At 54.8% G+C, this 26,096-nt stretch carries 29 protein-coding genes, 1 tRNA gene and 1 pseudogene; 23 read left to right on the top strand and 8 right to left on the bottom strand.

The features are described from left to right. Positions 1–31 precede the first annotated feature (31 nt). Positions 32–811 (top strand): YheC/YheD family protein, encoded by a 780-nt coding sequence (locus tag EAV92_RS19595; protein WP_123042658.1) that lies wholly within the window; start codon positions 32–34, stop codon positions 809–811. A gap of 110 nt (positions 812–921) precedes the next feature. On the opposite strand, the gene gyrB is transcribed toward EAV92_RS19595, so the two are convergent. The 6 genes from gyrB to dnaA form a co-directional block, all read right to left on the bottom strand. Continuing rightward, positions 922–2,838, bottom strand: a complete 1,917-nt coding sequence (gene gyrB / locus EAV92_RS19590; RefSeq protein WP_206424240.1) for a DNA topoisomerase (ATP-hydrolyzing) subunit B — start codon at positions 2,836–2,838, stop codon at positions 922–924. Positions 2,839–2,904: 66 nt separating this feature from the next. Then, entirely contained in the window at positions 2,905–3,150 is a 246-nt protein-coding gene (gene remB, locus EAV92_RS19585) for an extracellular matrix regulator RemB (protein ID WP_123042656.1), read from the bottom strand. A 65-nt stretch (positions 3,151–3,215) separates the two neighbouring features. Further along, positions 3,216–4,334, bottom strand: a complete 1,119-nt coding sequence (recF, locus tag EAV92_RS19580) for a DNA replication/repair protein RecF (protein WP_123042655.1) — start codon at positions 4,332–4,334, stop codon at positions 3,216–3,218. Positions 4,335–4,356: 22 nt separating this feature from the next. Continuing rightward, a complete protein-coding gene (gene yaaA / locus EAV92_RS19575) occupies positions 4,357–4,572 on the bottom strand; it encodes a S4 domain-containing protein YaaA (protein WP_123042654.1) in 216 nt (71 codons plus the stop codon). A 10-nt stretch (positions 4,573–4,582) separates the two neighbouring features. Beyond that, a complete protein-coding gene (dnaN, locus tag EAV92_RS19570) occupies positions 4,583–5,722 on the bottom strand; it encodes a DNA polymerase III subunit beta (RefSeq protein ID WP_123042653.1) in 1,140 nt (379 codons plus the stop codon). A gap of 161 nt (positions 5,723–5,883) precedes the next feature. Beyond that, positions 5,884–7,233: a chromosomal replication initiator protein DnaA gene (dnaA, locus tag EAV92_RS19565; protein WP_123042652.1), complete on the bottom strand. Its 1,350-nt coding sequence runs from the start codon at positions 7,231–7,233 to the stop codon at positions 5,884–5,886. 573 nt (positions 7,234–7,806) lie between these two features. On the opposite strand from dnaA, the gene rpmH reads away from it, so the two are divergent. The 12 genes and pseudogenes from rpmH (at position 7,807) to EAV92_RS19505 (ending at position 18,878) form a co-directional block, all read left to right on the top strand. Further along, positions 7,807–7,941, top strand: coding sequence for a 50S ribosomal protein L34 (rpmH, locus tag EAV92_RS19560; RefSeq protein WP_094047216.1), 135 nt, complete (start codon positions 7,807–7,809; stop codon positions 7,939–7,941). A gap of 94 nt (positions 7,942–8,035) precedes the next feature. After that, positions 8,036–8,371 (top strand): annotated as a pseudogene (gene rnpA, locus EAV92_RS19555) (ribonuclease P protein component); the annotation flags it as partial. Positions 8,372–8,577: 206 nt separating this feature from the next. Then, entirely contained in the window at positions 8,578–9,423 is an 846-nt protein-coding gene (locus tag EAV92_RS19550; protein ID WP_241158325.1) for a YidC/Oxa1 family membrane protein insertase, read from the top strand. Further along, complete coding sequence (gene jag, locus EAV92_RS19545; RefSeq protein ID WP_123042650.1) at positions 9,420–10,037, top strand: RNA-binding cell elongation regulator Jag/EloR; 618 nt, start codon at positions 9,420–9,422, stop codon at positions 10,035–10,037. The genes EAV92_RS19550 and jag overlap by 4 nt, the downstream gene beginning before the upstream one ends. Before the next feature lie 136 nt (positions 10,038–10,173). Continuing rightward, positions 10,174–11,550 carry a tRNA uridine-5-carboxymethylaminomethyl(34) synthesis GTPase MnmE gene (mnmE, locus tag EAV92_RS19540; RefSeq protein WP_123043817.1) on the top strand — a complete coding sequence of 459 codons (1,377 nt, stop codon included), beginning with the start codon at positions 10,174–10,176 and terminating at the stop codon, positions 11,548–11,550. Between the two features lie 63 nt (positions 11,551–11,613). Further along, complete coding sequence (mnmG, locus tag EAV92_RS19535) at positions 11,614–13,509, top strand: tRNA uridine-5-carboxymethylaminomethyl(34) synthesis enzyme MnmG (protein WP_123042649.1); 1,896 nt, start codon at positions 11,614–11,616, stop codon at positions 13,507–13,509. Positions 13,510–13,512: 3 nt separating this feature from the next. Then, positions 13,513–14,262: a 16S rRNA (guanine(527)-N(7))-methyltransferase RsmG gene (rsmG, locus tag EAV92_RS19530; protein WP_123042648.1), complete on the top strand. Its 750-nt coding sequence runs from the start codon at positions 13,513–13,515 to the stop codon at positions 14,260–14,262. Positions 14,263–14,597: 335 nt separating this feature from the next. Further along, complete coding sequence (noc, locus tag EAV92_RS19525; RefSeq protein ID WP_123042647.1) at positions 14,598–15,413, top strand: nucleoid occlusion protein; 816 nt, start codon at positions 14,598–14,600, stop codon at positions 15,411–15,413. A gap of 49 nt (positions 15,414–15,462) precedes the next feature. Continuing rightward, the gene (locus tag EAV92_RS19520) at positions 15,463–16,236 is read left to right on the top strand and encodes a ParA family protein (protein ID WP_123042646.1); all 774 of its coding nucleotides are present in this window, start codon (positions 15,463–15,465) and stop codon (positions 16,234–16,236) included. Beyond that, the gene (locus EAV92_RS19515; protein ID WP_123042645.1) at positions 16,217–17,065 is read left to right on the top strand and encodes a ParB/RepB/Spo0J family partition protein; all 849 of its coding nucleotides are present in this window, start codon (positions 16,217–16,219) and stop codon (positions 17,063–17,065) included. The genes EAV92_RS19520 and EAV92_RS19515 overlap by 20 nt, the downstream gene beginning before the upstream one ends. A 95-nt stretch (positions 17,066–17,160) precedes the next feature. Then, complete coding sequence (locus EAV92_RS19510) at positions 17,161–18,333, top strand: aminotransferase class V-fold PLP-dependent enzyme (protein ID WP_123042644.1); 1,173 nt, start codon at positions 17,161–17,163, stop codon at positions 18,331–18,333. A gap of 53 nt (positions 18,334–18,386) precedes the next feature. Further along, positions 18,387–18,878 (top strand): DUF4446 family protein, encoded by a 492-nt coding sequence (locus tag EAV92_RS19505; protein WP_123042643.1) that lies wholly within the window; start codon positions 18,387–18,389, stop codon positions 18,876–18,878. Here the strand turns inward: EAV92_RS19505 and yyaC are convergent. Next, positions 18,853–19,470, bottom strand: coding sequence for a spore protease YyaC (gene yyaC / locus EAV92_RS19500; RefSeq protein WP_123042642.1), 618 nt, complete (start codon positions 19,468–19,470; stop codon positions 18,853–18,855). The genes EAV92_RS19505 and yyaC overlap by 26 nt on opposite strands. Positions 19,471–19,590: 120 nt before the next feature. On the opposite strand from yyaC, the gene EAV92_RS19495 reads away from it, so the two are divergent. From EAV92_RS19495 to EAV92_RS19480, 4 genes are all read left to right on the top strand, one after another. Continuing rightward, entirely contained in the window at positions 19,591–19,839 is a 249-nt protein-coding gene (locus EAV92_RS19495; protein ID WP_123042641.1) for a putative Se/S carrier protein, read from the top strand. Between the two features lie 29 nt (positions 19,840–19,868). Continuing rightward, positions 19,869–20,765, top strand: a complete 897-nt coding sequence (locus tag EAV92_RS19490) for a mechanosensitive ion channel family protein (protein WP_123042640.1) — start codon at positions 19,869–19,871, stop codon at positions 20,763–20,765. Between the two features lie 2 nt (positions 20,766–20,767). After that, positions 20,768–20,998 carry a DUF951 domain-containing protein gene (locus tag EAV92_RS19485; RefSeq protein ID WP_123042639.1) on the top strand — a complete coding sequence of 77 codons (231 nt, stop codon included), beginning with the start codon at positions 20,768–20,770 and terminating at the stop codon, positions 20,996–20,998. Between the two features lie 63 nt (positions 20,999–21,061). Next, positions 21,062–21,152, top strand: a tRNA-Ser gene (locus tag EAV92_RS19480). Positions 21,153–21,723: 571 nt separating this feature from the next. On the opposite strand, the gene EAV92_RS19475 is transcribed toward EAV92_RS19480, so the two are convergent. Beyond that, on the bottom strand, positions 21,724–21,906 hold the full coding sequence (locus tag EAV92_RS19475; RefSeq protein WP_123042638.1) for a YjzC family protein: 183 nt from the start codon (positions 21,904–21,906) through the stop codon (positions 21,724–21,726). 206 nt (positions 21,907–22,112) lie between these two features. On the opposite strand from EAV92_RS19475, the gene rpsF reads away from it, so the two are divergent. The 6 genes from rpsF (at position 22,113) to EAV92_RS19445 (ending at position 26,093) form a co-directional block, all read left to right on the top strand. Next, positions 22,113–22,403: a 30S ribosomal protein S6 gene (rpsF, locus tag EAV92_RS19470; RefSeq protein WP_123042637.1), complete on the top strand. Its 291-nt coding sequence runs from the start codon at positions 22,113–22,115 to the stop codon at positions 22,401–22,403. Positions 22,404–22,470: 67 nt separating this feature from the next. Continuing rightward, positions 22,471–22,974, top strand: a complete 504-nt coding sequence (gene ssb / locus EAV92_RS19465) for a single-stranded DNA-binding protein (RefSeq protein WP_123042636.1) — start codon at positions 22,471–22,473, stop codon at positions 22,972–22,974. 20 nt (positions 22,975–22,994) lie between these two features. After that, a complete protein-coding gene (rpsR, locus tag EAV92_RS19460; RefSeq protein ID WP_123042635.1) occupies positions 22,995–23,312 on the top strand; it encodes a 30S ribosomal protein S18 in 318 nt (105 codons plus the stop codon). Positions 23,313–23,478: 166 nt separating this feature from the next. Beyond that, the gene (locus tag EAV92_RS19455; protein ID WP_123042634.1) at positions 23,479–23,988 is read left to right on the top strand and encodes a hypothetical protein; all 510 of its coding nucleotides are present in this window, start codon (positions 23,479–23,481) and stop codon (positions 23,986–23,988) included. A 103-nt stretch (positions 23,989–24,091) separates the two neighbouring features. After that, entirely contained in the window at positions 24,092–24,766 is a 675-nt protein-coding gene (locus tag EAV92_RS19450; RefSeq protein ID WP_123042633.1) for a response regulator transcription factor, read from the top strand. Beyond that, entirely contained in the window at positions 24,756–26,093 is a 1,338-nt protein-coding gene (locus EAV92_RS19445; RefSeq protein WP_123042632.1) for a sensor histidine kinase, read from the top strand. Before EAV92_RS19450 ends, EAV92_RS19445 begins: the two co-directional genes overlap by 11 nt. Positions 26,094–26,096: the final 3 nt, after the last annotated feature.

Here is a 26,096-nt window from a genome sequence, read left to right as displayed (position 1 = left end):
TAACGTTACCGGGAAAGGTTGGATAAACCCGATGCGAATCCAACGCGTCCGCAGCAAGTGGGCCAAGACGCACGCCCTGCTGGCCGACCCCGCTGTGAGGCCGTTCGTGCCGGAAACGCGCCCTTTTACGAGAGCGACGGTAAAAGAAATGCTCAACCGCATGGGCATGGTGTACGTTAAGCCCGTCAACGGTACGTTCGGCAGGGGCGTAATCCGGGTTGAAAAAATAACCGGCCGGGACCCGCACTATTTCTTCCAATCGGGCGTGCGGCAATTCCGCTTCGAAACGTTCAACGAGATGTTCGACAAGCTGCTGGAGGTCAAAAAGCCGAAACCTTACCTTGTCCAGCAGGGAATCGAACTGTTGAAACTCGAGGGAAGACGTTTCGATCTTCGGGTGATGGTGCAGCGGAATCTCCAATCGGAATGGGAAACGACCGGCATTATCGGGCGATTGGCCCACCCCAGCAAAATCGTCACGAATTACCACAGCGGCGGCACGCCGATGACGCTGGAAGATTTGATGGACGGAAATATCCCGAAACAGTATTTCTCCCAATATCGCAACGGCTTGAAAAAAATCGGAACGATGGTGGCGGCGGCGCTTACCCGCAAGTTTCCCCGGCTTATGGAAATCGGCATCGATATCGCAATCGACGACCAGCTTCGGCCCTGGATTCTCGAGGTCAATACGCTGCCTGACCCTTATCTGTTCCGAAAGCTGCCCGATCCGTCGGTCTACCGTCGCATTCACCGATATGCCGAACACTATGGCAGATTCCGCCGCCGGAAAACCCGTTCCAAAGTTTAACGAAGGGGGTATCTCCATTGCAGAGATACCCCCCAATCGGTTTGACACGGGGCCCCCGAAAAGTAATCGGAATTCGCTTCGAAGCTTCACGCCACTTTTTGGGGAGTTTCTTAGATATCGAGATTCTTAACGGATTTCGCGTACTGTTGGATGAAATCGCGCCGCGGTTCGACGTTGTCGCCCATGAGCGTATCGAAAATCATGTCCGCCTGCATGGCGTCCTCAATCCGCACCTGGAGCATCGTGCGGCTGTCCGGATCCATCGTCGTCTCCCACAGCTGTTCCGCGTTCATCTCGCCCAAGCCTTTGTAACGCTGGACGTTGATCTTCGTGCCTTCGCCGAACTCGGCGATGATCTGGTCGCGTTCTCTCTCCGATTGCGCATAACGGACGACCTTGTTCCGTTCGATCTTGAACAACGGCGGCTGCGCGATATACACGTAACCCGCTTCGATCAGCTTGCGCATGTAGCGGTAGAAGAACGTAAGCAGCAGCGTGCGAATGTGCGCGCCGTCGACGTCGGCGTCGGTCATGATGCAGATTTTGTGGTACCGCGCCTTGGACAAGTCGAAATCGTCGCCGATGCCGGTGCCGAGTGCGGTAATGATCGCGCGTATCTCGAGATTGCTTAAAATTTTGTCCAGTCGCGCTTTCTCGACGTTGAGGATTTTGCCCCGCAGCGGCAGGATCGCCTGGAAGTGCCGATCCCGGCCCTGTTTGGCCGAACCGCCCGCGGAGTCGCCTTCGACGATGTACAGTTCGCTGATGGAAGCGTCCTTGGAGGAGCAATCCGCCAGTTTGCCCGGCAAAGCGCTCACTTCGAGCACGCTTTTGCGGCGGGTCAATTCCCGCGCTTTACGCGCAGCTTCCCTGGCCCGTGCGGCCGAAAGGGACTTATCGATGACCTTACGGGCCACGGACGGATTTTCGTCCATGAACTCCATCAGCTTCTCGGCGAGAAGAGATTCCACGATTCCGCGGACTTCGCTGTTGCCAAGCTTCGTCTTTGTCTGGCCTTCGAACTGAGGCTCCGGAATTTTGACCGAGATAATCGCGGCCAGGCCTTCCCGAACGTCATCGCCGGTCAGGTTCGATTCGTTGTCCTTCACGAAGCCCATCTTGCGGGAATAATCGTTAATAATCCGCGTCAAGGCGCTCTTGAAACCGGATTCGTGCGTTCCGCCCTCGTGCGTGTTGATGTTGTTCGCGAAGGAGTAAATGTTTTCGGTGTAGCTGTCGTTATATTGCAGCGCGATTTCGCACGCGATATAGTCCTTTGTACCTTCGACGTAGATCGGCTGCTCGTGCAGCGCTTCGCGAGTCCGGTTCAAATACTGCACGAACTCCTTGATACCGCCGTCGTATTTGAACGTCTCGCTGACGCCGGATCTTTCGTCGGTGAGCGAAATCTGGATCCCCTTGTTGAGGAACGCCAGCTCGCGGATCCGGCCTACGAGGATGTCGTACTCGTAAACCGTCGTCTCCGTGAAAATCTCCGAATCCGGTTTGAACTTGACGGTCGTGCCGGTATCGTTCTCGTCGGTGGTGCCGATCAGTTTGACGTCGTATTGGGGAACGCCGCGGCGGTATTCTTGCTGGTGAATCTCTCCGCCGCGCTTGACCGTAACGATGACTTGCTCGGAGAGAGCGTTCACGACGGATACGCCGACGCCATGGAGACCGCCGGACACTTTATAGCCTTCGCCGCCGAACTTGCCGCCCGCGTGCAACACCGTAAGGACGACTTCGAGCGTCGGACGTTTCATTTTTGGATGTTCGCCGACCGGGATGCCCCGGCCGTTATCGATGACCGTCACGCTGTTGTCTTCATGGATGAGGACGTCGATTTTATCGCAATAACCCGCCAAGGCTTCGTCGATACTGTTGTCGACGACTTCCCATACGAGATGGTGAAGCCCGCGGGAGCTCGTGGAACCGATATACATGCCGGGGCGTTTGCGTACGGCCTCCAAGCCTTCCAATACCTGAATCTGACTCTCGTCATACGTATTCTGTTGCGAATTCACGGACAAACCCTCCACCGCCTTCTTAGCATTGCCGAGATGTTGCCTGTTCCGGGCGAAACCCGGATGTTAGCCGTCCAGATAACGAGCTCTTTTCTTCAACGTGGACGTGGAAATCGGCGAATAATATACGCGTTCTTCGGTAACGACGATGGACTTCGGTTCTTCCTCTCCGATCGTCTCCACCCCGCGATTCTTCTGAGCCTGGGCGACGAACTGCCGCGACAGCTTGGAAGATTGCTCGATCGATATGTCAAAAATGGCCACGACTTGCGACGTTCGAATGATCTTCTCGCCGCCGAGATGAATGTACACGAGCCTCCCCCTTCCATCCCCTGGCAAACCGCCTCGTTAGACGGCCGCAGCGCGAGGAATGCGGTCTACTGCATCAGTGCGCCGTTTCGAACATGAAAAACGGCGGCATCCCGAAGACGGCTCATGTTCACGCTTTCCAATCCGGTCGTGGTGATGAAGGTCTGCACCCGGCTTTGGAACGTTTCGATGAGCTGTGTCTGCCGCGTCTGGTCCAACTCCGATAATACGTCATCCAGCAGAAGGATCGGATACTCCCCGATCTCCTCTCTCATGAGCTCGAGCTCGGCGAGCTTCAGCGACAACGCTGCCGTCCGCTGCTGACCCTGGGAACCGAAAGACTGGACGTCCTTGCCATTGATGGTGAACGTCAAATCGTCCCGATGCGGGCCTGTCATCGTCATGCCGCGGCGGAATTCCTGCTCTCTTCCCTGTGTTAACTTTATCATAAATTGCTGGAATAAAGAAGAATCATCTTGGGACTCGCCGGCGGCTTCTGCGGCGAAAGAAGGTTTATATACGACCTCCAAATGCTCGCTCCCCGCCGTGATGCCTTCATGGATTTTCTCGGCCCATTTTTGAAGGTGGTGTATAAAGTTTTTCCTTTTTTGCATCATTTTAACACCGTATGAAGCAAGCTGTTCGTTCCATACCTCAAGCAGCTCGGGCGAAGCCTTCGAGGAGTCCGTCGCCTTCAAATAGTTGTTCCGTTGCTGGAGCACCTTCTGGTATTGCTGCAAATCGTAAAGATAGCCGGGATGGACCTGGCCGATTTCCATGTCCATGAACCGGCGGCGTACGCCCGGCGCCCCCTTGACGATATCCAGATCCTCCGGCGCGAACAGCACGACGTTAAGCGAGCCGACGAAACCGCTCAGCTTGCGCTGTTCGAGTCCGTTCAGCTTCGCTTTCTTGCCTTGCGCCGAAATTTGCAGCTCCAGCGTCACGTTGCCGTACCGGCGTTCCAATTCCGCGCGGATTCGGGCTTGCGAAGCGTTCCAACCGATCAGCTCGCGGTCTTTGGAGGTCCGGTGCGACTTGGTCAGCGCAAGGACATGAATCGCTTCGAGCAGATTCGTCTTGCCCTGCGCGTTCGGCCCGATAAAAATATTGACTCCCGAGCCGATCGACAGCTGCAGAGAGTCATAATTGCGGTACCCGTGAAGCTCGATCGATTTCAATTGCATGGACGGCTTCCTTTCGCTCGTATCAGCGGGTGGTCACGGTAAAAGAGCCGCAGCCCTCCACCTCGACGGTATCCCCCGGCACGAGCTTGCGCCCCCGCCGGTTATCCGGTTCCCCGTTCACGAGCACCTTCGTTTCCTGCAGAAAAAACTTCGCTTCCCCGCCCGTACTGATGCAATCGGCCAGCTTGAGCAGCTGACCGAGAGTGATGTATTCGGTTGAAATGCCAATTTTCTTCATCTTGCTTCCCTCAATTCGTCGTTCTGTAGGGGAGAATCAGATGCAGGCTGTTGTCGTGGTCGCGCGGCTTGATGATGATCGGGCTCATCGCGCCGGTGAAGCCGATGAACAGCTCTTCGCTGTCGATGACCTTGAGCACGTCGAGCATGTACTTGGAGTTAAACGCGATGCGCAGCGGATCCCCGTTCAACTGGGATGCATCCAACTGCTCGGTGACGCGGCCCAATTCGGAAGAGCTAGACGAAATTTCGATGCTGCCGTCTTCCATTGTGGATAACCGGACGATGTTCGTTTTCTCTTCCCGGGACAGCAGGTAGGCGCGGTCGATCGCGTCGCTCAGCAATTTCGTGTTCAGGACGAGTTCTGTTTTGAATGTCGTCGGAATAATTTTGGAAGTATCCGGATACGTGCCGTCCAGCATTCTGGAGAAGAACAGCACGTTCCCCAGTTTAAACAGGACTTGGCTTTCGGCGACGACGATGTCCACCATCACGTTCTGATCCGGAACGATTTTGGCCAATTCGGACAAAGTTTTGCCCGAAATGACGACGTTGGAGAACCGCACGTCTTTCGATTCGACGGGCGCGACGCGGCTGGCGAGCCGGTGGCGGTCCGTCGCGACGAATTTGAACGAGCCGTCGTGCAGATTCCAAAGAACACCCGTAAGAATCGGCGACGATTCGTTAGTCGTAACGGAGAATACCGTCTGGCGGATCATGTCGCGCAGCAGGTCGCCGGGTACGGAAATCACCTGGTCTTCCGCAACCGTCGGCATCACCGGGAATTCTTCCGGATCCAAGCCGACAAGCTGAATATCCGTGGATCCGGAGCGGATCATCGTTTGGAACCGTTCGCCGACGTCGATATGGACTTGCTCATGGGGAAGCTTCTTGACCATCTCAACGAAAAACTTCGCCGGAAGCACGACGCTTCCCGTCCGTTCGACCGTGGCAATCGTTTTATCTGCTGTTTCCATGGGAATGAAGCTTTGGATGGAGATATCCGTATCGCTGGCCGTTAAGGTTACGCCGCCGAAAGTCGCGTCTACTTTAATCCCGCTCAAAATCGGAATCGTCGTACGGGAGGAGACGGCTTTGGATACATTTTGAATGGCCTCGTTCAAATCATGGCGCAAAATCGTCAATTTCAATGGGGTCACCTCATCGTTCAACGTTATTGTATCATGTTTTAAATTATTAAGTCGTAGCAGTAGGTGCGGTGAATATGTGGATAACGCGAAAAAAGTCGAAAAGAACGCCTATCCACAGTGTGAATGAATTGTGTATAGGCGTTTCCGTTATTCCCAGAAATTCAGTTTAAATTTTTGATGCGTTCCGTCAGGTTGTTGATAATTTTGTACAGCTCCTGGTCGACCTTAAGCTGCTGGGAGATTTTCTCGTGGGCGTGGATGACCGTCGTATGGTCGCGTCCGCCGAAAGCGTCTCCGATTTTAGGAAGCGAATAGTCCGTCATTTCCCGGGAGAGATACATGGCGATTTGCCGAGGGAAAGCGACGGCTTTCGTCCGTTTACGGGCTTTGAAATCTTCCAGCTTCAGGCCGTAAAACTCTCCGACCCGCTGCTGGATATCCTGGATCGTGATCAGCCGGTTGCGGCCCGTCGGCAGGATGTCCTTGAGCGCTTCGGCCGCGAGATGGGACGAGACGTCCTGGTTCGTGAGCGAGGAGTAGGCCACGATGCGGATCAGCGCGCCTTCCAGCTCTCGAATGTTGGTGTCGATCATGTTGGCGATGTACATCATGGCTTCGTTCGGAATGTCCAGATTCTCGGCTTTCGCTTTCTTGCGGAGAATCGCGATCCGGGTCTCCAGGTCCGGCGGCTGGATGTCGGTAATGAGTCCCCATTCGAAACGGGAACGCAGCCGCTCCTCGAGCGTCGGGATTTCTTTCGGAGGACGGTCGGACGAAATGATGATCTGTTTATGTTCTTCGTGCAAGGCGTTAAAGGTATGGAAAAATTCCTCCTGCGTACCTTCCTTGCCCGCGAGAAACTGGATATCGTCGATCAGCAGCACGTCGATGTTGCGGTATTTATTGCGGAAGCTTTCGCCGCGGTTGTCGCGGATCGCGTTAATGAATTCGTTCGTGAACTTCTCGGACGAAATGTAGAGGACCCTCGTGTTCGGATTGTTCTCCAAAATGTAGTGTCCGATCGCGTGCATCAAGTGCGTTTTGCCGAGACCTACGCCTCCATATAAGAAGAAGGGATTGTACGCTTTGGCCGGCGCCTCCGCGACCGCGAGCGATGCGGCGTGGGCGAAACGGTTGCCCGCCCCGATGACGAACGTGTCGAACGTGTACTTCGGATTCAGCATCGACACGTATTCTTCCTGCACGGCCGGCTTCGCAGCCGGCGCGGGTGGGAACGGAGCCGGCGGCTCGGCCGTCCGGGCTTCTTCTATAGCAAATTTAACCTCGACGGGACGGCCGACGTAATCGGCGATCGTCGTGGAAACCAGTTTGGTGTATCGCGTTTCGAGCCACTCGGCGGCAAACGTGGTCGGAGCCGTTACAACCACGACGTCGTCGGCCAGGAAAGAGGCTTTGGTGGATTTGAACCAGGTATCGAAACTCGGTTTGCTCAGCTTGGTCTGGATGACCGACAACACTTGCTGCCAGATCTCGCTGTTGCGGCTGTCCACAAGAACGTCACTCCTTTAAACCCGTTTCAGGACGCCAAAGAGCCAATGTGAACGCAAAGCGGGCGAATTTCACGCCTCTTGCGTCTACATTGGAAATCATTCAGAGCTGAGCGGGCGATACCGTCGTCTGGAATGAATATTCATAGGGAAGGAACGCCATCAACAAGTTGATCGAGTTATCCACATAATTCCCTGAATTCTTTGTAGGGTTGTCCATAACTGTGGGGATTTGTTCACAAAGTTATACACAGGGTGTTAATAATTATCGGGGATAAGGATGAAATCCACTGGAAAGAACATGACTAATCATAGCAGACAAACCCGCGGAATTCAACGAAATTCCGGGTGTTATCCACATTTTCAATAACTTGTGGAAGAAAGATGTGCACAGCACAAGATATTGTTGATAAAATGTGCGAGACTTCGACAAAGCAACTCGAAACGTGGAGAATGCCTCTATTGTTATTCACATGTGTATAAGTTTTCTTGAAAAATAGAGTCGTAGGTTGACTTTTGGGTCGTAAAATGGTTTAATGTAAAAACCTGAGTTTGCAAGTGAGGGGGTAAAGATTCATGGGACCGACATTTAAACCGAACGTGAGCAAGCGCAAGAAAGTTCACGGATTCCGTTCGCGCATGAGCACGAAGAACGGCCGTAAAGTATTGAAAGCTCGCCGCCAAAAAGGCCGCAAAGTACTGACGGCTTAAGAGTAAAGACCACTGCGGTGGTCTTTTTTCTTATATATAGGTTCAAACTGTTGGAGGGCCGTGGAAAAATGATGGCCGGAATGGTGGTACGCGAGTGCAGAGAAAGCTGAGGCTGCGAAAGAGGGAAGACTTCGGCCGCGTGTACAGGCAGGGCCGATCGTTCGCGAATTCGCAATTCGTCGTGTATTGGCGCAAACAAACGAATCCGGGTTGTTTCCGTTTGGGCGTATCGGCGAGCAGCAAGCTTGGCGGCGCCGTGGTGCGGAATAAGCTGCGCAGAAGGGTGAAGGAGATCATCCGGCTGAACGCCGCGAAACTGCAGGACGAGTACGACTTGATCCTGATCGTCCGCAAACCCGCTCTGGCGATGAACTATCAACAGATGGAAGGCAGCGTGCTGCACGTGCTGCGGAAGGCCGGCTTGCTCAAAGGCGGCACTCCCGGACAGGGACCCGGGGGAGCGGTCGGCAAACCCGGCGGACAGCGCGGGTCCGTTGCGCGGAAACCCTCGAACAAACCGCGGAAGTAAGCGTTCGCTTCCGCGTTTTCGCGCGCTTTATTTTGCCTTTCTTCTTATGGTATAGTGATCATGTGTATTTAGTTTTCTTGAGGGTTCGTAGAGAGGAGTTAAAGGTTTTGCTGCGAAATCGCAAATGGTGGATCGTCGTCGGCGCAATCATGCTGATGACGTTTTTGGCAGGCTGCTCGTCTGCACGCAAGACATCGACGACCGCCGAGATGGCGAATAGTAATTCTTGGTGGACCAAGAATGTCGTTCATTGGTTTTCGTACATGCTGGACACGTTTGCCCATTGGTTTAACGGTTCTTACGGAATCGCGATTCTGCTGCTGACGATTATCGTGCGGACGATCATTCTGCCGCTGATGATCAAGCAGTATAAGAATACGAAGGCCATGCAAGCCCTTCAGCCGGAAATGAAGGCGATCCGGGAGAAACACAAGGATGACCCCCGCAAGCAGCAAGAAGAAATGATGAAGCTGTATCAGACGCACCAGGTGAATCCGCTCGCCGGATGTTTGCCGCTCGTCATCCAGATGCCGATCTTCATCGCGCTGTACAACTCGATCTATATGAACGCCGCGATCAGGGAGCACTCGTTCTTGGGTTTGCAGCTCGGATTGTCTCCCAGCGAGTCCGGTCATTGGTACTATTATTTGATTCCGATCTGCGCCGCGATCACGACCTTCGTTCAATCGAAGATGATGTCGGCGCAACAGCAGGCGATGGGCCCGATGAAGGGGCTCATGATGGTATTCCCGGTGTTGATTTTCGTCATGGCGATCAACTTCGCCGTCGCGCTCCCGCTGTACTGGATATTCAGTAACCTTTATACCATCGTGCAAAACTATTTCATGTATGTGCGTCGCTCGCCGAAACCAGAGGACAAGCCCGATAACACGAAGAAGAAACCGAACGGCAAGTCCCGCGGCAAAGGCAAGAAGGGGGCCCATGCCAGATGAAAAAGCTGCAGGCATCCGGTAAAACGGTAGAGGATGCGGTAAGAAACGGTCTCTCCCAACTCGGCGTTGCGGAGAACCGGGTGAAAGTCGCGGTGTTGGAGCAGGCAAGCAAAGGCTTGTTCGGGCTCATCGGAGCCAAAGAAGCGAGAGTGGAACTGGAATTGCTGCCGGACGGCGTGGAGGAAGCGATGAACTTCCTTCGCGAAGTGTCCGGGGCCATGGGATTGTCGGTGACCGTCGAACGCGAAGACGACGCCGAGTCGATCCGGATCAATGTTAAAGGCTCGGATCTCGGTCTACTGATCGGGCGCCGGGGACAGACGCTTGATTCCCTGCAGTACCTCGTCAACATCGTGGCCAATCGCCATTCGGACCGCCATCTTCGCATCGTTTTGGATGCCGAGCAGTTCCGCGAACGCCGCCGGCGCACGCTGGAGGCGCTCTCGGACAGGATGGCCAACCGGGTCGTAAAGACGAGGAAGGAAATCGTCCTAGAGCCGATGAACTCGCAGGAGCGGAAGATTATCCATGCTTGGCTGCAAGGCCATGCGGACGTCAAGACCTACAGTCAAGGCGAAGAACCGAACCGGCGTATCGTTATCGCGCCTAAATAAGACCCAACTGCCCATGCTCTCATAAAACGTATCCCCATCATTCTTCAGGATGATGGGGCGTTTTGCTTGGAGGGTCATTGGCGTCTCAATGTTAGGGAACACTGCTGATGCGGAGAAAGAAGGTGAACGTATGGGAATGTCGGAAGATACGATCGCGGCGGTAGCGACCGCGCTTGGCGAAGGCAGCATCGCCGTCGTCCGCGTAAGCGGTCCGGATGCGATCGGTACGGTCGCCAAGGTGTTCCGTTCCAAAACGGATTTGCGTTCGGCGGCTTCCCATACGGTTCAATACGGGTGGATCGCCGATCCCGAAAACGAGCGCGTGCTGGACGAAGTGCTGGTCACGGTCATGAAAGGACCGAGGTCGTTTACCGCGGAAGACGTGGTGGAGGTCAGTACGCACGGAGGCATCATCGCCGTGAAATCGGTGCTGGAGCTGATCCTTCGGCACGGCGCGCGAATGGCGGAACCCGGGGAGTTTACGAAAAGAGCTTTCCTGAACGGACGAATCGATTTGTCCCAGGCCGAGGCCGTGATCGATTTGATCCGTTCGAAGTCGGAACGCGCCTTCCAATTGGCGAGAAAGCAATCCGAGGGAGCGTTATCCAAACAGATTATTCCGCTGCGTGCTCAGTTAATTGAGCTGCTTGCGCATGTGGAAGTGAACATAGACTATCCGGAGCATGACGTGGCCGAGGTTACGGCAGGCGTCATCCGGGAAACGTGCGGTTCCGTTCTATCGAAGGTGAACTCACTTCTGGAAACGGCGAACGAGGGGAAGATTTTGCGGGAAGGCATCGTAACGGCCATCGTCGGCCGGCCGAATGCCGGCAAGTCCTCCCTGCTGAACGCGCTGGCGAAGGAGAACAAAGCGATCGTCACGGACATTCCGGGCACGACGAGGGATATCGTAGAAGAGACCATCTCGCTGGGCGGTATTCCGCTGCGGCTGCTGGATACGGCGGGTATCCGCGAAACGAGCGATATCGTAGAACGAATCGGCGTGGAACGTTCTCGCAGCGCGTTGAACGAAGCGGATCTGATTCTGCTCGTGTTGAACCGGCATGAAGAACTGCATGAGGATGAGCGAGAGTTGCTCGGGCAATTGAAGGATCGCCCGGCACTCGTGGTCGTAAACAAAATCGATCTGCCGGGGATGCTCGATCTATCGGAGATCGAGGATTTGTACGGGAAGGATCGAATCGTATTCTTGTCGGCCAAAGAGGGCATCGGGATGGACGGTTTGGAATCGGCCGTATCCCGCATGTTCTTCAGCGGATCGGTGGAAGCATCCGATCTGACTTACGTGAGCAACTCCCGGCACGTCGCCGCGCTGCATCGCGCTCGCATGTCCTTGGAAGACGCGATCGGAGCAACGGGAGAAGGCGTACCGGTTGATCTTATCCAAATCGATATTTCCGCGGCGTGGGATGCGCTTGGGGAGATCCTCGGGGATGCGGCCGGGGAATCGCTGTTGGATCAAATTTTTTCGCAATTTTGTCTTGGAAAATAAACGAAACCCGGGGTTGCGGGATCGGCTGCAAGCTCGCGTTTGGAGAGATGGAGGTAGACAACGATGGGATACCGTGCAGGCGAGTATGACGTCATCGTCATCGGCGCCGGACATGCGGGAGTCGAAGCCGCGTTGGCATCGGCCCGTATGGGCTGCGATACGCTATTGCTGACGATTAACTTGGACATGGTCGCATTCATGCCGTGCAACCCTTCCGTCGGCGGTCCGGCCAAAGGACACGTCGTACGCGAAATCGATGCGCTGGGCGGAGAAATGGGCCGCAATATCGATAAAACGTTTATACAAATGAGAATGCTGAATACGGGGAAAGGACCGGCCGTGCACGCGCTTCGCGCGCAAGCCGACAAATTCCTATATCAGCATGCGATGAAGGAAACGATCGAGAAGCAAGAGAATCTGACGCTCCGTCAAGGCATGGCGGAGGACTTGATCGTGGAGGACGGCGTCGTTCGCGGCGTCGTGACGAAGACCGGCGCTGAATATGGCGCCAAAGCGGTCGTGCTGACGACCGGCACGTATTTGCGCGGCAAGGTCATCATGGGCGAGCTGATGTACGAGAGCGGCCCGAACAACCAACAGCCTTCGGTGAAGCTGTCCGAATCTTTGCGCAATCTGGGTCTGCAGCTCGTCCGGTTTAAGACGGGCACGCCGCCGCGTGTTCATCAGGACACGATCGACTTCGATAAAACGGAAATCCAGCCCGGAGACGCGAAGCCGAAATACTTTTCCTTTGAAACGGAATATATGGCGCATTCCGAAGACCAACTGCCTTGCTGGCTGACGTATACTTCGGAAGAAACGCACAAAATCATCAACGACAATCTTCATCGGGCTCCGATGTTCTCGGGCGCGATCGAAGGGACGGGGCCGCGTTACTGCCCGTCGATTGAAGATAAGATCGTCCGTTTCGCTGATAAGCCGAAGCATCAGATTTTCCTGGAGCCGGAAGGACGCAATACGAAGGAATATTACGTGCAGGGACTTTCGACGAGCATGCCGGAAGACGTACAACTCCAGATTTTGCGTTCCATCCCCGGCCTTGAAAAGGTGAAGATGATGCGTACCGGGTACGCGATCGAGTACGATGCGGTCGTTCCGACGCAGTTGTGGCCGTCATTGGAGACGAAAATCGTTCAGAACCTGTTCACGGCCGGCCAAATCAACGGCACGTCCGGTTACGAAGAAGCCGCGGGTCAAGGCATCATGGCCGGCATCAACGCTGCGCGGAAGGTAAAGGGCGAGGCGCCCGTCATCATCGACCGCTCCAAGGGATACATCGGCGTTATGATCGATGATCTCGTGACGAAGGGGACCAACGAACCTTACCGCCTGCTGACTTCCCGCGCGGAATATCGTTTGTTGCTTCGCCATGATAATGCCGATTTGCGGCTGACTCCGCTTGGCCGCGAAATCGGTTTGATTCCGGAAGAAAGATACAACAAGTTCCTGGACAAAAAAGAACGTGTCGACGCCGAAGTGGCTCGTTTGAAGGAGACGAAGTTCCGTCCCGACGAAGAAGTTCAAGCGATGCTGGAAGCTTGCGGTTCGGCGCCGCTTCAGAACACCGTGGACGGTACAACGCTGCTCCGCCGTCCGGAAGTGACATACGAAATGCTGGCTAAGCTGTCCCCGGCTCCCGTCGAATTGACGGAAGACATGAAGGAACAGGTCGAAATCCAGATTAAATACACCGGGTATATCGAGAAGCAGCTTCTTCAAGTCGAACGCTTGGAGAAAATGGAGAAAAAGCGGATTCCCGAAAGCATCGATTACGACATCATTCACGGATTGGCGACGGAAGCGAAGCAGAAGCTTGCGAAAGTCCGACCGCTTTCGATCGGGCAAGCGTCCCGCATATCGGGCGTAACGCCGGCGGATCTCTCGATTCTACTCGTTCACCTGGAGCACTATAACCGGGTAACCGCCGCGCAGGCCTAATCGATGGATAGCGTTCAACGCGTATTCGTCGAGCGTCTGTCGGAGTTAGGTATTCATTTGAGCGAACCGGATAAGCAGCTCGAACAATTCGAAACGTATTATCGGCTGTTGGTTGAGTGGAACGAGAAAATGAATTTGACCGGCATTACCGAGAGGGAAGCCGTTTACGAAAAGCATTTTTACGATTCGCTGACGCTCGCCGGCGTGACCGATCTCCGGGAGACAGCTTCGATTGCAGACATCGGTTCCGGTGCCGGATTTCCCTCGCTGCCTATTAAAATCGCGTTTCCCCATTTAAAAGTGACGATCGTGGACGCTTTGGCCAAACGGATTCGCTTTCTCGAGGAGGTCGTCTCCGGTCTCGGTTTGAAAGATGTCGTTTGCCTGCATGGCAGGGCGGAAGAGGTCTCGCGCAAACCCGAGCACCGGGACGCTTACGATTTAGTGACGGCTCGTGCGGTCGCGAGACTGGCGGCTCTGAACGAGCTTTGCATGCCTTTCGCGAAGACCGGCGGGAAGTTCATCGCCATGAAGGGATCGGACGTGACGGAAGAACTGGATGAAGCTTTATACAGCGTGAAGCAATTAAACGGCGCTTTCAGGAACACGGTTCAGTTGACGCTTCCAAGCGAAGGCTCGGCGCGTCACCTGATCGTCATCGCGAAGACAGGTTCAACGCCGAAAGCCTATCCGCGCAAACCGGGACTACCTTTGAAACAGCCCTTGGTCAACGGCGCAGCGAAAGTGAAATAAGTATGTCGGATGTATGTTCCACGTGAAACATTTCGGAAGCCCGAACTTGTTTCACGTGGAACATTTTTATTCATGGCGTAATACGTCTCTCTCAGGTATAATAAATAGAGCAGAAATTGATAGTCTTGGTGCGATACAAGGGCCGGCTTAGGGGCCGGCAGCAGGAAATGAAGACCTGACAGCGAATTGATTTACATAAGGAAATCGTGGAATCTGTGCCGCATAGGCGTCTTCGGGCGCAAAATGGCGGCGCTTTTTGTCGCTAAGGGCTGGAGTTGGAGTTTAGCCATCGGGATCCGTCCCTTATTATTCTTGAATGTGGGGATTAAAGACAGATGAGAGAACCATTCTCGCGCTTGTTGGGTTTAGGCGATAAAGGCAATCAAGAAGAAGTGAAGCAAATCCAGGTGAAGGACATCGTTCCGAGCCCTTACCAGCCGCGTTCGGTGTTCGATGATGACCGGATCGACGAGCTGTGCCAGACGATCAAAACCCACGGCATCATTCAGCCGATCGTCGTGCGTATCCGCAACGGCAAACACGAAATCATCGCCGGCGAGCGCCGTTGGCGGGCCGTTACGAAGCTCGGCATGGAGACGATCCCCGCTATCGTTCGGGAAATCAACGATTCGCAAGCCGCTTCCATGGCGCTGATCGAGAACCTGCAACGGGAAGGGCTTACCGCGCTGGAAGAAGCGATTGCCTATCAGAAGTTGATCGACCTGCACCAACTGACGCAGGAAAGCTTAGCGCAGCGACTCGGTAAGAGCCAATCGACGATCGCCAATAAGATCCGCCTGCTCCAATTGGGCGATGAGGTTAAAAACGCGCTGCTCGACCGTCAAATCACGGAACGGCATGCGCGGGCGCTGTTGTCTCTGCCCAATGAGGAAATGCAAAACAAGCTGCTTGCCGAAATCATCGAGAAAGAGCTGAACGTGAAGCAGACCGAAACGCGTGTCGCTTTCTATCTCGAAGTCTCAAAACCGCAGAAGAAAAGCCGAATTTCTTTCTCGAAAGACGTAAGACTGGCTTTGAATACGATTCGCCAATCGGTGGACATGGTGACCGGATCCGGAATCCCGATCAAAGCAAGCGAGAAGGACTTCGAAGACCATTACGAAATCGTCATTCACATCCCTAAGCGTTAGCGAAGAACCGTTCGCCGGCCGGTGAACGGATACTATTGAGGTGAACAGGTTGTCCAAAATCATTGCGATTGCCAATCAAAAAGGCGGTGTCGGCAAAACGACGACTGCGGTCAATTTGGGCGCATGTCTCGCCACCTTGGGCAAGAGAGTGCTCATCGTGGACATCGACCCGCAAGGCAACACAACGAGCGGCATCGGCATCAACAAAGCGGACGTTAATTACTGCATCTATGACGTGCTGATTAACGAGGTGCATCCGAAACAAGCGATTGCGGAAACCGGCATCGAGAACTTAAAAATCATTCCCGCGACGATCCAACTGGCCGGGGCTGAAATCGAACTGGTTCCGACCATGTCGCGTGAGGTCCGTTTGAAAAAGGCGCTCGCGATGGTGAAGAGCGATTTCGACTATGTGCTCATTGATTGCCCGCCGTCGCTGGGGATCCTAACGATCAACTCGCTTACGGCTGCAACCTCCGTCTTGATCCCGATCCAATGCGAGTACTATGCGTTGGAGGGTTTAAGCCAATTGTTGAACTCGATTCGCCTGGTGCAAAAGCATTTGAACACTTCGCTGCAAATCGAAGGTGTGCTGCTCACGATGTTCGATGCTCGTACGAATCTGGGCATCCAGGTCATCGAAGAAGTGAAAAAGTACTTCCAGCAAAAGGTCTATCAGACGATCATTCCCCGTAATGTTCGCCTGAGCGAAGCTCCTTCCCACGGGCAGTCCATCATCACGTACGATCCGAAGTCCAAAGGAGCCGAAGTTTATCTCGAGCTGGCGAAGGAAGTGATCTCGTATGAGCAAGCGGCTAGGTAAAGGCCTAGATGCCTTAATCACGTCTCTTTCCATTAAAGAAGACGATAAAATCGTAGAGATTCCGTTGCCGCAGCTGCGGGCAAACCCTTATCAGCCGCGAAAGACGTTCGACGACGACGCAATCAAAGAGTTAGCGGAGTCGATCCGGGAACACGGCGTCATTCAGCCGATCGTCGTCCGCCAAGCACTGAAAGGGTTTGAGATCATTGCCGGCGAGCGGAGGTTCCGCGCATCCCAATTGCTCGGCAATCCGACCATTCCTGCAGTAGTCAGATCCTACAGTGATCAGCAAGTGATGGAGATCGCCCTGATCGAAAACGTGCAGCGCGAAGATCTGAATGCGATCGAAGTCGCGATTGCCTACCAGGCAATCATGACGCAATTCACGCTTACGCAAGAAGAACTCTCTTTGAAGGTCGGTAAATCCCGGTCGCATATCGCGAACTTTTTGCGTTTGCTGGCGCTGCCCGATGAAATCAAAGATCATGTTTCACGTGGAACATTGTCCATGGGACATGCCAGGGCACTGGCAGGCGTGAAGGAAGACGCGAAGAGAAGAGAGCTCGCGAAACAGACGCTGACCAACGAATGGAGCGTCAGGGAGCTGGAGGAAGCCATTCAGGGACTGGAACTGAAAGGAAAACCGAAAGCGAAGAGCAAAGCGAAAAAACGCGACCCCTTCCTGGAGGAAATCGAGCAATCGCTTCGCGAGAAATTCCAGACGACGGTGAAGATTAAAAGCAACAAAGATAAGGGCAGAATCGAACTCTCCTACTTCAACAAGGGAGACTTGGAGAGGCTGCTGGAACTATTGAAAGCACTGGCATAATCGACCCTAACGGATAGCATACCCAAGTTGTAATCTTTCCAGCGAAGGATTAAACTAAGGTATGCTATCCTTGCGTCAGGACGGTGACGAAGGAAATGTCGCAATCATCTAAACCGCTGATTTATCTCGATAATGCCGCAACCTCTTGGCCGAAACCGCCGGAGGTTGCGGAAGCGATGGACAAATGCCTGAAGGAAGCGGCAGCCAACCCGGGAAGGGGAAGCCACGCCATGGCGGTTCGTTCGAGCCGCATCCTGTTCGAAGCGCGGAAACGCCTGGCCGGTTTGTTCCGTATTGCGAACCCGAATGATATCGCATTTACGCTGAATACGACTCATGCGCTGAATATGGCGATTCAAGGATATTTGCAGCCGGGAGATCATGTCATCGCTACGTCGCTGGAACACAACTCGATTCGTCGTCCTTTAGAAGCGCTCAAGAGAACGCGGGGCATCGAAGTGACGTACGTGCCGACGGATGCCCGCGGGCGTTTGGACTTGAACCGGGTGGAAGCGGCGATCCACAGCCGCACGCGACTCTTGGCCGTGACGCACAGTTCCAATTTGCTCGGTTCGATCTTGCCCGTGAAAGAGATTGGAACGTTAGCGCGGAGCAAAGGGGTCAAATTCCTCGTAGATGCGGCCCAGAGCGCGGGCGTGCTCGCTATAGATGCGGAAGCGATGGGGATCGATTTGCTGGCTTTCCCCGGACATAAAGGATTGATGGGGCCTCAGGGCACCGGCGGTCTCTATATTCATCCGGAGCTCGAATTGGAGCCGCTGATGTACGGAGGGACCGGGAGTAAGTCGGAATCTCCGGAGCAGCCAAACGTGCGGCCGGACCGTTATGAAGCGGGGACGCCGAATACGGTCGGCATTGCGGGATTGTCGGCAGGGGTAGACTTCGTAAAACGGGAAACCGTGGAGGCGATCCATGCTCGGGAGCGGAAGCTGACGGGCCAACTGATGACCGGCTTGCTCGACATTCCGGGCGTCGAGGTGCTCGGGCCGGAACCGGGGGAGGAACGGACGGCGATCGTGTCCTTCGTCATGGAAGGAGTGGATCCGTCCGAGACGGCTTTCGTGCTGGACCAGCAATTCGGCATCGCCGTGAGGTCCGGGTTCCACTGCACGCCGCTCGGACACGAGAGCGCGGGCACGACGGAGACCGGGGCCGTGCGCGCCAGTCCCGGATATTTCACGTCGGAATCGGAAATCGTATCCTTCATCGAAGCCGTAAGGGAAATCGGCAAGGCCCTCCGGGTCTGACATATACGCGCGAAAATCTTGAAGAAGCGAACATACGGGGGAGAAGAATAGACATGAACGGTTGGAACGATCAGATCGCCATGGCGGTGGCTGCCGGCGAAGGATTGCTGCTATTGGTTTTGTTGATTTGGGTTGCGGCAATGGCGGCGAAGCTGGGGAGGCTGAAGAAAGCGCACTCCAAGCTGATCGGCGATACCGGCGTGAACGGGTTGGAAGACGTGCTTCACGCGATACATCAGCATATGGGTGCGCTTGAGCGCAAGCAATCGGAACAGGAAGCTGCGCTAGGCCAACAAGAAAGACGCCTCGTCTCCATGAAAGGGAAAGTAGGCGTCCATCGCTTCAACGCTTTTTCGGATTCCGGAAGCGACCTCAGTTTTTCGGTTGCCTTCATTAATGAAGAGCAGGACGGGGTTGTCATCACGGGCATCCACGGAAGGGAACAGACGTTCCTCTACGCGAAGCCGATCGATAAAGGGCAATCTGCCTATATGCTTTCACCCGAAGAGAAAACGGCGATCAGTCTGGCATTGCAAAAGGGATAAGTTCCCCGCGAGCGGAATGGATGGCTCTTTTGAGGCTCTGGGCGATAATTTCGGACATTTTCATGACCAGGTTCAAACGGGTATTCTGCAGCACGAAATACTCCATGAAGCCGCCGACGTTTACGATCCCCGTCATGTGAATGTCCCCAACGGGCGGCAGCTCCTTGTTCACGCCGGCTCCCGGCCTCACGGGACCGACGCCGAGCTGGATGCACCCGACGCTCGATACCTGCCCTAGGCAGGCGTCTACGGCGATCACGAAAGGTTGGCGGGAAACTCGCGAGATTTTGAGCAGCGTTTCGCTCAGGTTCATCGCATGGACAGGGTCGTCCAACGTGCCGTACAAGTCGAAGTACGGGCTGGCATCGCGGGAGAGAGCCGTTCCGACGAGGGGACCGAGTGAATCGCCCGTGGACCGGTCGGTGCCGACGCAAACGACGACGATCCGGCGGTCGTGACTGACGGGCTGCAAAAAATGCTCTAACTTTTGGGATAATCGCTGCAATACGGCGGGTTCGTTAAAAGGAATTTTCAAAGAGAGCGCGGCAGTTTCCGCTGCCGTTCCCTGCCGTTTGTCCCATAATCCGTTCATTCGTACGTTCCGCCTCCTCCCAACGCTGTTACTAGTATATGGACGGGATGGCTCATTTATACTCGCCGTACGGACAACCGCTTCTCTTTTATTATTAAACTCGCCGGGAGGATTCTCCGCGTGGAGGCTCTATTGATCGCATTCGATTCGACCCAGCAGGCGCTGCGCGCCGAAATGCTGCTGGAATACGCGGACATAGAAATCGATATCCGGCCGACGCCCAAGGAAATCACGGCGGGCTGCGCCCTATCCATTGAATTTCCCGCGCAAGACTTGCCGGAGGCGCAGAGGGTGATCCGGGAAGAGAAGGTGGAGATCCGGGGGCTGTTCAGGAAAACGGAAGCCGGATACGAGGAAATCGCGGTTTAAAATATTGTCGCTAAAGGAGAGTTCGACGGATGCGCAGCGGATTTTGGATGGCCGGCGATACGGCTTCTACGGGCAACCTGTGGGAACAATTCGTAGACAACGTGTGGAGAACGCTTGAGGACGTAGAAATGTGGAAAGCCTGCGCGGCCGTGCTCGGAAGGATCATCCTGATTTTGCTCATCAGCCGGCTCGCTCTGTTCGTCGTCGGCCGCGTCATCGACCGCCTCACGATCGATCGCGACAATACCCGTCTGAAGCTGCGTTCCAGGCGCGTCCAAACGCTGGGGAGACTGCTGAAGAACGCGGCGGGGTATGTGACGAATTTTATCGTCATCCTGCTCGTCCTCGGAGAATTTCATATCAACCTAGCACCTCTGCTAGCGGGAGCCGGCGTTCTGGGCCTCGCGATCGGTTTCGGCGCGCAAAGTCTGGTCAAAGATATCATCACGGGCTTCTTTATCATTTTGGAGGATCATTTCTCGGTAGGGGACGTCATCCAGACAGGCAGCTACAAGGGAACCGTCGAAATGATCGGCCTGCGGGCGACGCGCATTCGCAGCTGGACGGGGGAAGTGTTCATCCTGCCGAACGGAGCGATCAACGACGTGACCAACTTCTCGATCAACAACGCGCTCGCCGTCATTGACTTCCCGGTCTCTGCGACGGACGATATGGAGGCGGTGAAAGACCTCATCCGCGGCGTGCTGCATAAGTTCGACGACGCCAACCTGATCGGGCAGCCCGACCTGCTCGGCGTGCAGACGGTGAACGCGACCGATATGACGTACCGCATCATCGCGGAATGCCGTTCGAACACGCAAGCTTCGGTCACGCGGCATTTGAACGCCGCACTCAAGAAAGCTTTCGAGGCCGAACGGAATCCGCGGTTCTACAAGCAAGAAGAGAAGACGCTGGCGGGGGGATAACGTTGGAACGGAAACAATTCCAATTGGGCGACGTCGTGCAGATGAAAAAGCCGCATCCCTGCGGCACGAACGAGATGGAGATCATTCGGATGGGGATGGATATCCGCATCAAGTGCGTCCATTGCAAGCACAGCATCATGCTGCCGAGAGCCAAGTTCGAGAAAAGCATGAAAAAAGTTCTCCGTTCCGCACCCGGAGGCGACGACGCCACCCCGCCATCCGAGATGGAATAACCTAGATCGCGAAATCCCCCAGTTGCGCGGTTCCGGTAAATGTGATATGATTTCTCTTGCTGTGGAGAGGTACCCAAGAGGCCCAAGGGGGTTGACTCGAAATCAACTAGGCGTCGCGAGGCGTGCGTGGGTTCGAATCCCACCCTCTCCGCCACCAACATAACAGCGAACAAAGCGGTTCCTTCGGGAACCGCTTTTTGATTTGTTTAGCAGCAGACAGAACGTTGCAAGCGAAGCAAGAAACGTGAATGTCGGTATAGTCACTTGACCGTCTGCAGCGAGAAACGCGATAGATGGCCAACCCCCGCACATGCACGCACTCCCACCAAACGCACGTAGTTCCGCACATCGCCAGGGGTTGAGTCCGGGTGTCCAGAGGGCGGAGCGCCTCGGAGTCCTCCTCCCGGGGGAGGAGGATTAGGAGGTGGGCGAAAAATAACGAAGAGCCCCTTGCGGGGCCCTCCGGGCGACGGTTGCTGAGTAACGATCGTTTCCAGACGTTGCTGAAACAAATCAGCGCTTCGGTGTCGGAGTTACGCATTCGCGACGTGTGTTACAGACAAGTGTCTTTGGCACAACCCTCCAGTTACCCTACTCCGAATGGTACGTGTCTGACGGTTGTTGCTTCTCCTCGTTCAAGGGAACCACACCTCTCAATTCCGTCGCCGAGAATTATAATGCCCGATCGGGGATCCATTATACACGGGGCGGCGAACTTTTTCGGATCAGCCCCGGAATCTTTTCCAAATGCGGTTATGGTTCGTCGTTACAGGAAAACGGCCGCCTGCGCGCATTCTGACTTTTTTGGGGTTTTCGATATGCATGTGGAAATCGTTCTCGCCGACTTCAATGTAGATGCCGTCGTTAGGCGCCTGATCGCCCGGTTTGAACTCGGATTGTTCTCCCACGTTGTTCACCTCCCGAAGCTGCCGCCTTGCAGGCGGACAGCCGTTCTCCCGACTAGTGTGACGACATTCACATTGACCTATGCGGTGAAACGTGATAAATTATTTAGGTATGCGATCTGTACGCATATCCTTGCTTCCCGGCCGTGAGACAAGTTCTGGCGGTATCCCAAGCGGGGGGCCAAAGACCAAAAGGAGGTGAACGGAAGATGCGCAACTATGAGTTGATGTACATCATCCGTCCTGACGTGGAAGCCGAAACCGTTCAAGCCGTTACGGAGAAATTCCAAGGCATCATCGCGAACGGCGGAGAGATCACGAAGCACGACGTATGGGGTAAAAAACGTCTGGCTTACGAGATCAACAAGCACCGCGAAGGAACGTATGTGTTGGTTCAGTTCAAAGCTCCCGCATCCGTTGTGACGGAGCTCGAGCGCGTGCTGAAGATTTCTGACGAAATCATCCGCCACATGGTAACCAAAGACGTTACCAGCGCTTAATCGACCAGCCGCACCGACCAGGCGGACAACCGCCGTTTAACCGTCAAGTACGGGAGGGAATGTTTCCATGTTGAACCGGGTTATATTGATCGGACGACTGACCAAAGATCCCGAGCTTCGTTACACGCCTGCCGGCGTGGCCGTCGCCCAATTCACGCTCGCGGTGGACCGTCCGTTCTCGTCTTCGAGAGAAGAAGGCAACAGAGAACGGGAAGCGGATTTCATTCCGATCGTGACATGGCGCCAGCTGGCCGAGACTTGCGCGAATTACCTTCGCAAAGGTCGCCTGGCCGCCGTAGAAGGCCGCATTCAAGTGCGCAACTACGAGAATAACGAAGGCCGTCGCGTTTACGTGACGGAAGTGATCGCCGATAACGTACGTTTCCTGGAATCGCCGAACCGCGAGAGCGGCGGAGGCGGCGCGGGACGGGACGAGTATTCCGGCGGTGGCGGAAGCGGGTACGGAGGCGGAAGCCGCAATTCCGGCTCGAGAAACAGCGGAAACAACAACGATCCCTTTGCGGACGACGGACGACCGATCGACATATCGGACGATGATTTGCCATTCTGAACGGAAAGGATTGAAAATCCATGAGCGAACAACAAGCACAACCGCAAGCGCGTGAAGAGCGCGGACCTCGCGGGCCCCGCGAAGGCGGAGGCGAACAACGCGAACCCCGTAAATTCCGTCGCGGCCGCAACAAGCGCCGCAAGGTTTGCTACTTCACCGTGAATAAGATTCAACATATCGACTACAAAGATCTCGACCTTCTTCGCAAGTTCATCAGCGAGCGCGGCAAAATCCTGCCTCGCCGTGTGACGGGCACGAAAGCGAAATATCAGCGCATGCTGACGGTCGCTATCAAGCGCTCGCGTCAAATGGCTTTGCTGCCGTACACGACCGAGTAATCGATCGATATAAGAAAGGCCTCTCATCTTCGGATGAGGGGCCTTTTTGCGTTACTGAGTTGGCCATTTTTCATACACTTTTTTCACATTTATCACCAAGCCGTTCCATACTCTCCTCCTATACTGGGAACGTAACCTCATCCCCTTGGTAAAGGAGAAAACGAAAATGAAGAAAAAACTGATGCTGCTGTTGATGTGTTCGATGGTGCTTGGCGCGGGAAGCGCATTTGCCCAGACGCCGGCGGGAACGGCGAATCCTTCCTCCATAAAGGCAGCCGCTCCGGTGAAAAAGCTGCAAGTGCTGAAGGAGTTTCAGGATGAATTGCACACCTTGAACGGCTTGCGGGAAACCCGTCTCGAAACCAAAGACGGGATCGTGCACAAGCAAGACCAGTTAGTGGACCTGACGCTCGCCGCCAAGGAGAACAAGGACAAAGAAGCGCTTATACAGGCCGCAGACATCCGCAAGCAAATTAGAGCGACGCATCAGGAAATCAAAGGGCTCTACGACAGCTTTCGGACTGAAGCGAAAGCGTTCCGCCAAGCGGTGAAGGATCGCGATCAAGCGCAAGCGCAGACGCACATCGATTCTGCGATCATGATCTTGGGCCAGGTGAACGCCAAGTTGGCCACAGAAGCTTCTCTGTACGACCAAGTCATCGCGATTTTTAGCTAAGGAGCGCTCCATAACGGCTTGCAAGGGGACAGGAGGGCCTGTCCTCTTTCGCGCTGTGCGGAAACGCCGAAATGATGTACGCTTGAAAAGGGAGGGGACGCCGGTGAAGCACGTATTCGTCGTGGACGACGAAATGAATATCCGCACGATCCTGAAGAAATACATTGAGACCGAAGGATACAAAGTCACGCTGTTCGATGACGGCACGCAGTTGTTGAGCGAACTGACGCGGCTGAAGCCGGATTTGCTCGTTCTCGACATCATGATGCCGGGTGTTGACGGAATGGAGCTGTGCAAGCAAATCCGTAAAACCAACGAGATCCCGATCATTTTCGTATCCGCCAAAAACGAGGAACTGGATCGGATTCTGGGCCTCGAGCTCGGGGCGGACGATTATCTTTCCAAGCCGTTCAGCCCGAGGGAACTCGTCGCCCGCATCAAAAACATTTTCAGAAGAATGGAGAGAACGGCGGTGCCGGCAGGACCGACAATCGTCGGAGATCTCTCTTTGCATAAAGAACGCAGGCTTGTGGAAGTCGGGGACCGGGAGATGAAATTAACGGCCAAGGAATATGAACTGCTGGAATTCCTCGCTGAACACCCGAAGCTTCCCTTCAAGCGCGAGCAATTGACCCGGAAAATATGGGGATACGATTATTTCGGAGACGAACGGTTGGTCGACGATTTGATCAAACGGCTGCGCAAAAAGCTGGCCGAGTTTCAGTCTGGCGTGCAAATCACGACGGTTTGGGGGTACGGCTACCGCCTTGATCCGTAATTTGAGAGTCGGAACGAAAATCCAACTGCACAATCTCTTTCTCATTGCGACGGTCATCCTCGTGACGGCGTTCAGCTTTCAGGTATTGTCCGAACGGTATTTGCTGAAGGAAGCGAAAGCCCAGTTGAAGTCGGACGCAGAGGCGATCGTCTTCTCGTTGAAAGGAACCCCCGTCTTATCCGGGCGCATCATCGCGGAACGCATCGTGAATCGTGCGAAGTTCAAATTGGTAGGCAGGGCAATCAGCTCCAGGCTGTTGATCCTCGACAAGAGCAACCGCGTCATCTATTCGAACGCGGACAGTGCGGAAGTTGAAGTTCTGCGTGGTTTGACCAAGTCTAACGATCAAGGGTACTTGGTTCAACGACGGGAAATTCTTTCTGAAAACGGCCAGCTTCTCGGACGGATCGTTCTCGCCGTTCAAATCCGGGAGGTGCAGGGATTCAACCGGATCCTGAGGGGAGCGGAATGGGTCAGCGCGCTGATCGGCGGTTTGTTTGCCATGGTTATGGGCTTCCTTCTCGGCAAAACGATTACGAGGCCGCTTGGGCGGCTGGCAGCCGGAATGCGCAAATTCACCCCGAAACAAAACGTACCTGCGATCGGAATCGCTTCACGGGACGAAATCGGAGAGCTTGCGGAATCCTTCAGCACAATGGCCGCAGAGATCCGTTCGCATGACCGGGTCCAGACAGAGTTCCTGCAGAACGCGTCCCATGAACTCAAAACTCCGCTTATGACGATCCAAGGAAACGCCGAAGCGATCAAAGACGGCATCGTTCAGGGAGAGGAAGCGGGGCAAAGCCTGGATCTGATCGTATCGGAATGCCAGAGGCTCAAAGGAATCGTGGATGAACTCATCTATTTGACTCGTTTGGAGCAAGTCTCGGAGGCGTACCGATTCGAGCGCTTACGGATCGGCGACGTCCTCTTGGACGCCATAGAAAGGCTTCGGGCAGTCGCGGAGCAGAAAGGCATTGAGTTGAGGGTAGAGGGGGAACTTGACCGGGAGGGGAATTACGATTCCGAGAAGCTGATGCGCGCCATGCTCAATATCGCGGGCAACGGGATTCGGTATGCCGGTTCCTTTGTAAGGCTAAAAGTGTCGGCAGAGGGGAATGCCACGATCATTATCTGCGAGGACGACGGGAAAGGTTTTGCCCCCGGCGAAGAAAATAAAGTGTTCGACCGGTTCTATAAAGGACAACAAGGCGGCACCGGGATCGGACTCTCCATGGCCAAGGCCATCGTCGAAGCGCACGGAGGTACGATCGAGGCCCTACCCGGAAAGCCGAACGGCGCCGTATTCCGTTTGCGCCTTCCATAACTT

It is taken from the genome of Cohnella candidum (assembly GCF_003713065.1).
Lineage (GTDB): Bacteria > Bacillota > Bacilli > Paenibacillales > Paenibacillaceae > Cohnella > Cohnella candidum.
This window is presented reverse-complemented; position numbering and strand designations above follow the sequence as displayed.

Bases quoted from the DNA above. Each gene is read 5' to 3' on its own strand.
- EAV92_RS19595 (WP_123042658.1), top strand. From the start codon at position 32: ATGCGAATCCAACGCGTCCGCAGCAAGTGGGCCAAGACGCACGCCCTG.
- recF (WP_123042655.1), bottom strand. From the start codon at position 4,334: ATGCAATTGAAATCGATCGAGCTTCACGGGTACCGCAATTATGACTCT.
- yaaA (WP_123042654.1), bottom strand. From the start codon at position 4,572: ATGAAGAAAATTGGCATTTCAACCGAATACATCACTCTCGGTCAGCTG.
- rpmH (WP_094047216.1), top strand. From the start codon at position 7,807: ATGGGACCGACATTTAAACCGAACGTGAGCAAGCGCAAGAAAGTTCAC.
- jag (WP_123042650.1), top strand. From the start codon at position 9,420: ATGAAAAAGCTGCAGGCATCCGGTAAAACGGTAGAGGATGCGGTAAGA.
- mnmE (WP_123043817.1), top strand. From the start codon at position 10,174: ATGTCGGAAGATACGATCGCGGCGGTAGCGACCGCGCTTGGCGAAGGC.
- mnmG (WP_123042649.1), top strand. From the start codon at position 11,614: ATGGGATACCGTGCAGGCGAGTATGACGTCATCGTCATCGGCGCCGGA.
- rsmG (WP_123042648.1), top strand. From the start codon at position 13,513: ATGGATAGCGTTCAACGCGTATTCGTCGAGCGTCTGTCGGAGTTAGGT.
- noc (WP_123042647.1), top strand. From the start codon at position 14,598: ATGAGAGAACCATTCTCGCGCTTGTTGGGTTTAGGCGATAAAGGCAAT.
- EAV92_RS19515 (WP_123042645.1), top strand. From the start codon at position 16,217: ATGAGCAAGCGGCTAGGTAAAGGCCTAGATGCCTTAATCACGTCTCTT.
- EAV92_RS19510 (WP_123042644.1), top strand. From the start codon at position 17,161: ATGTCGCAATCATCTAAACCGCTGATTTATCTCGATAATGCCGCAACC.
- EAV92_RS19505 (WP_123042643.1), top strand. From the start codon at position 18,387: ATGAACGGTTGGAACGATCAGATCGCCATGGCGGTGGCTGCCGGCGAA.
- yyaC (WP_123042642.1), bottom strand. From the start codon at position 19,470: ATGAACGGATTATGGGACAAACGGCAGGGAACGGCAGCGGAAACTGCC.
- EAV92_RS19490 (WP_123042640.1), top strand. From the start codon at position 19,869: ATGCGCAGCGGATTTTGGATGGCCGGCGATACGGCTTCTACGGGCAAC.
- rpsF (WP_123042637.1), top strand. From the start codon at position 22,113: ATGCGCAACTATGAGTTGATGTACATCATCCGTCCTGACGTGGAAGCC.
- ssb (WP_123042636.1), top strand. From the start codon at position 22,471: ATGTTGAACCGGGTTATATTGATCGGACGACTGACCAAAGATCCCGAG.
- rpsR (WP_123042635.1), top strand. From the start codon at position 22,995: ATGAGCGAACAACAAGCACAACCGCAAGCGCGTGAAGAGCGCGGACCT.
- EAV92_RS19455 (WP_123042634.1), top strand. From the start codon at position 23,479: ATGAAGAAAAAACTGATGCTGCTGTTGATGTGTTCGATGGTGCTTGGC.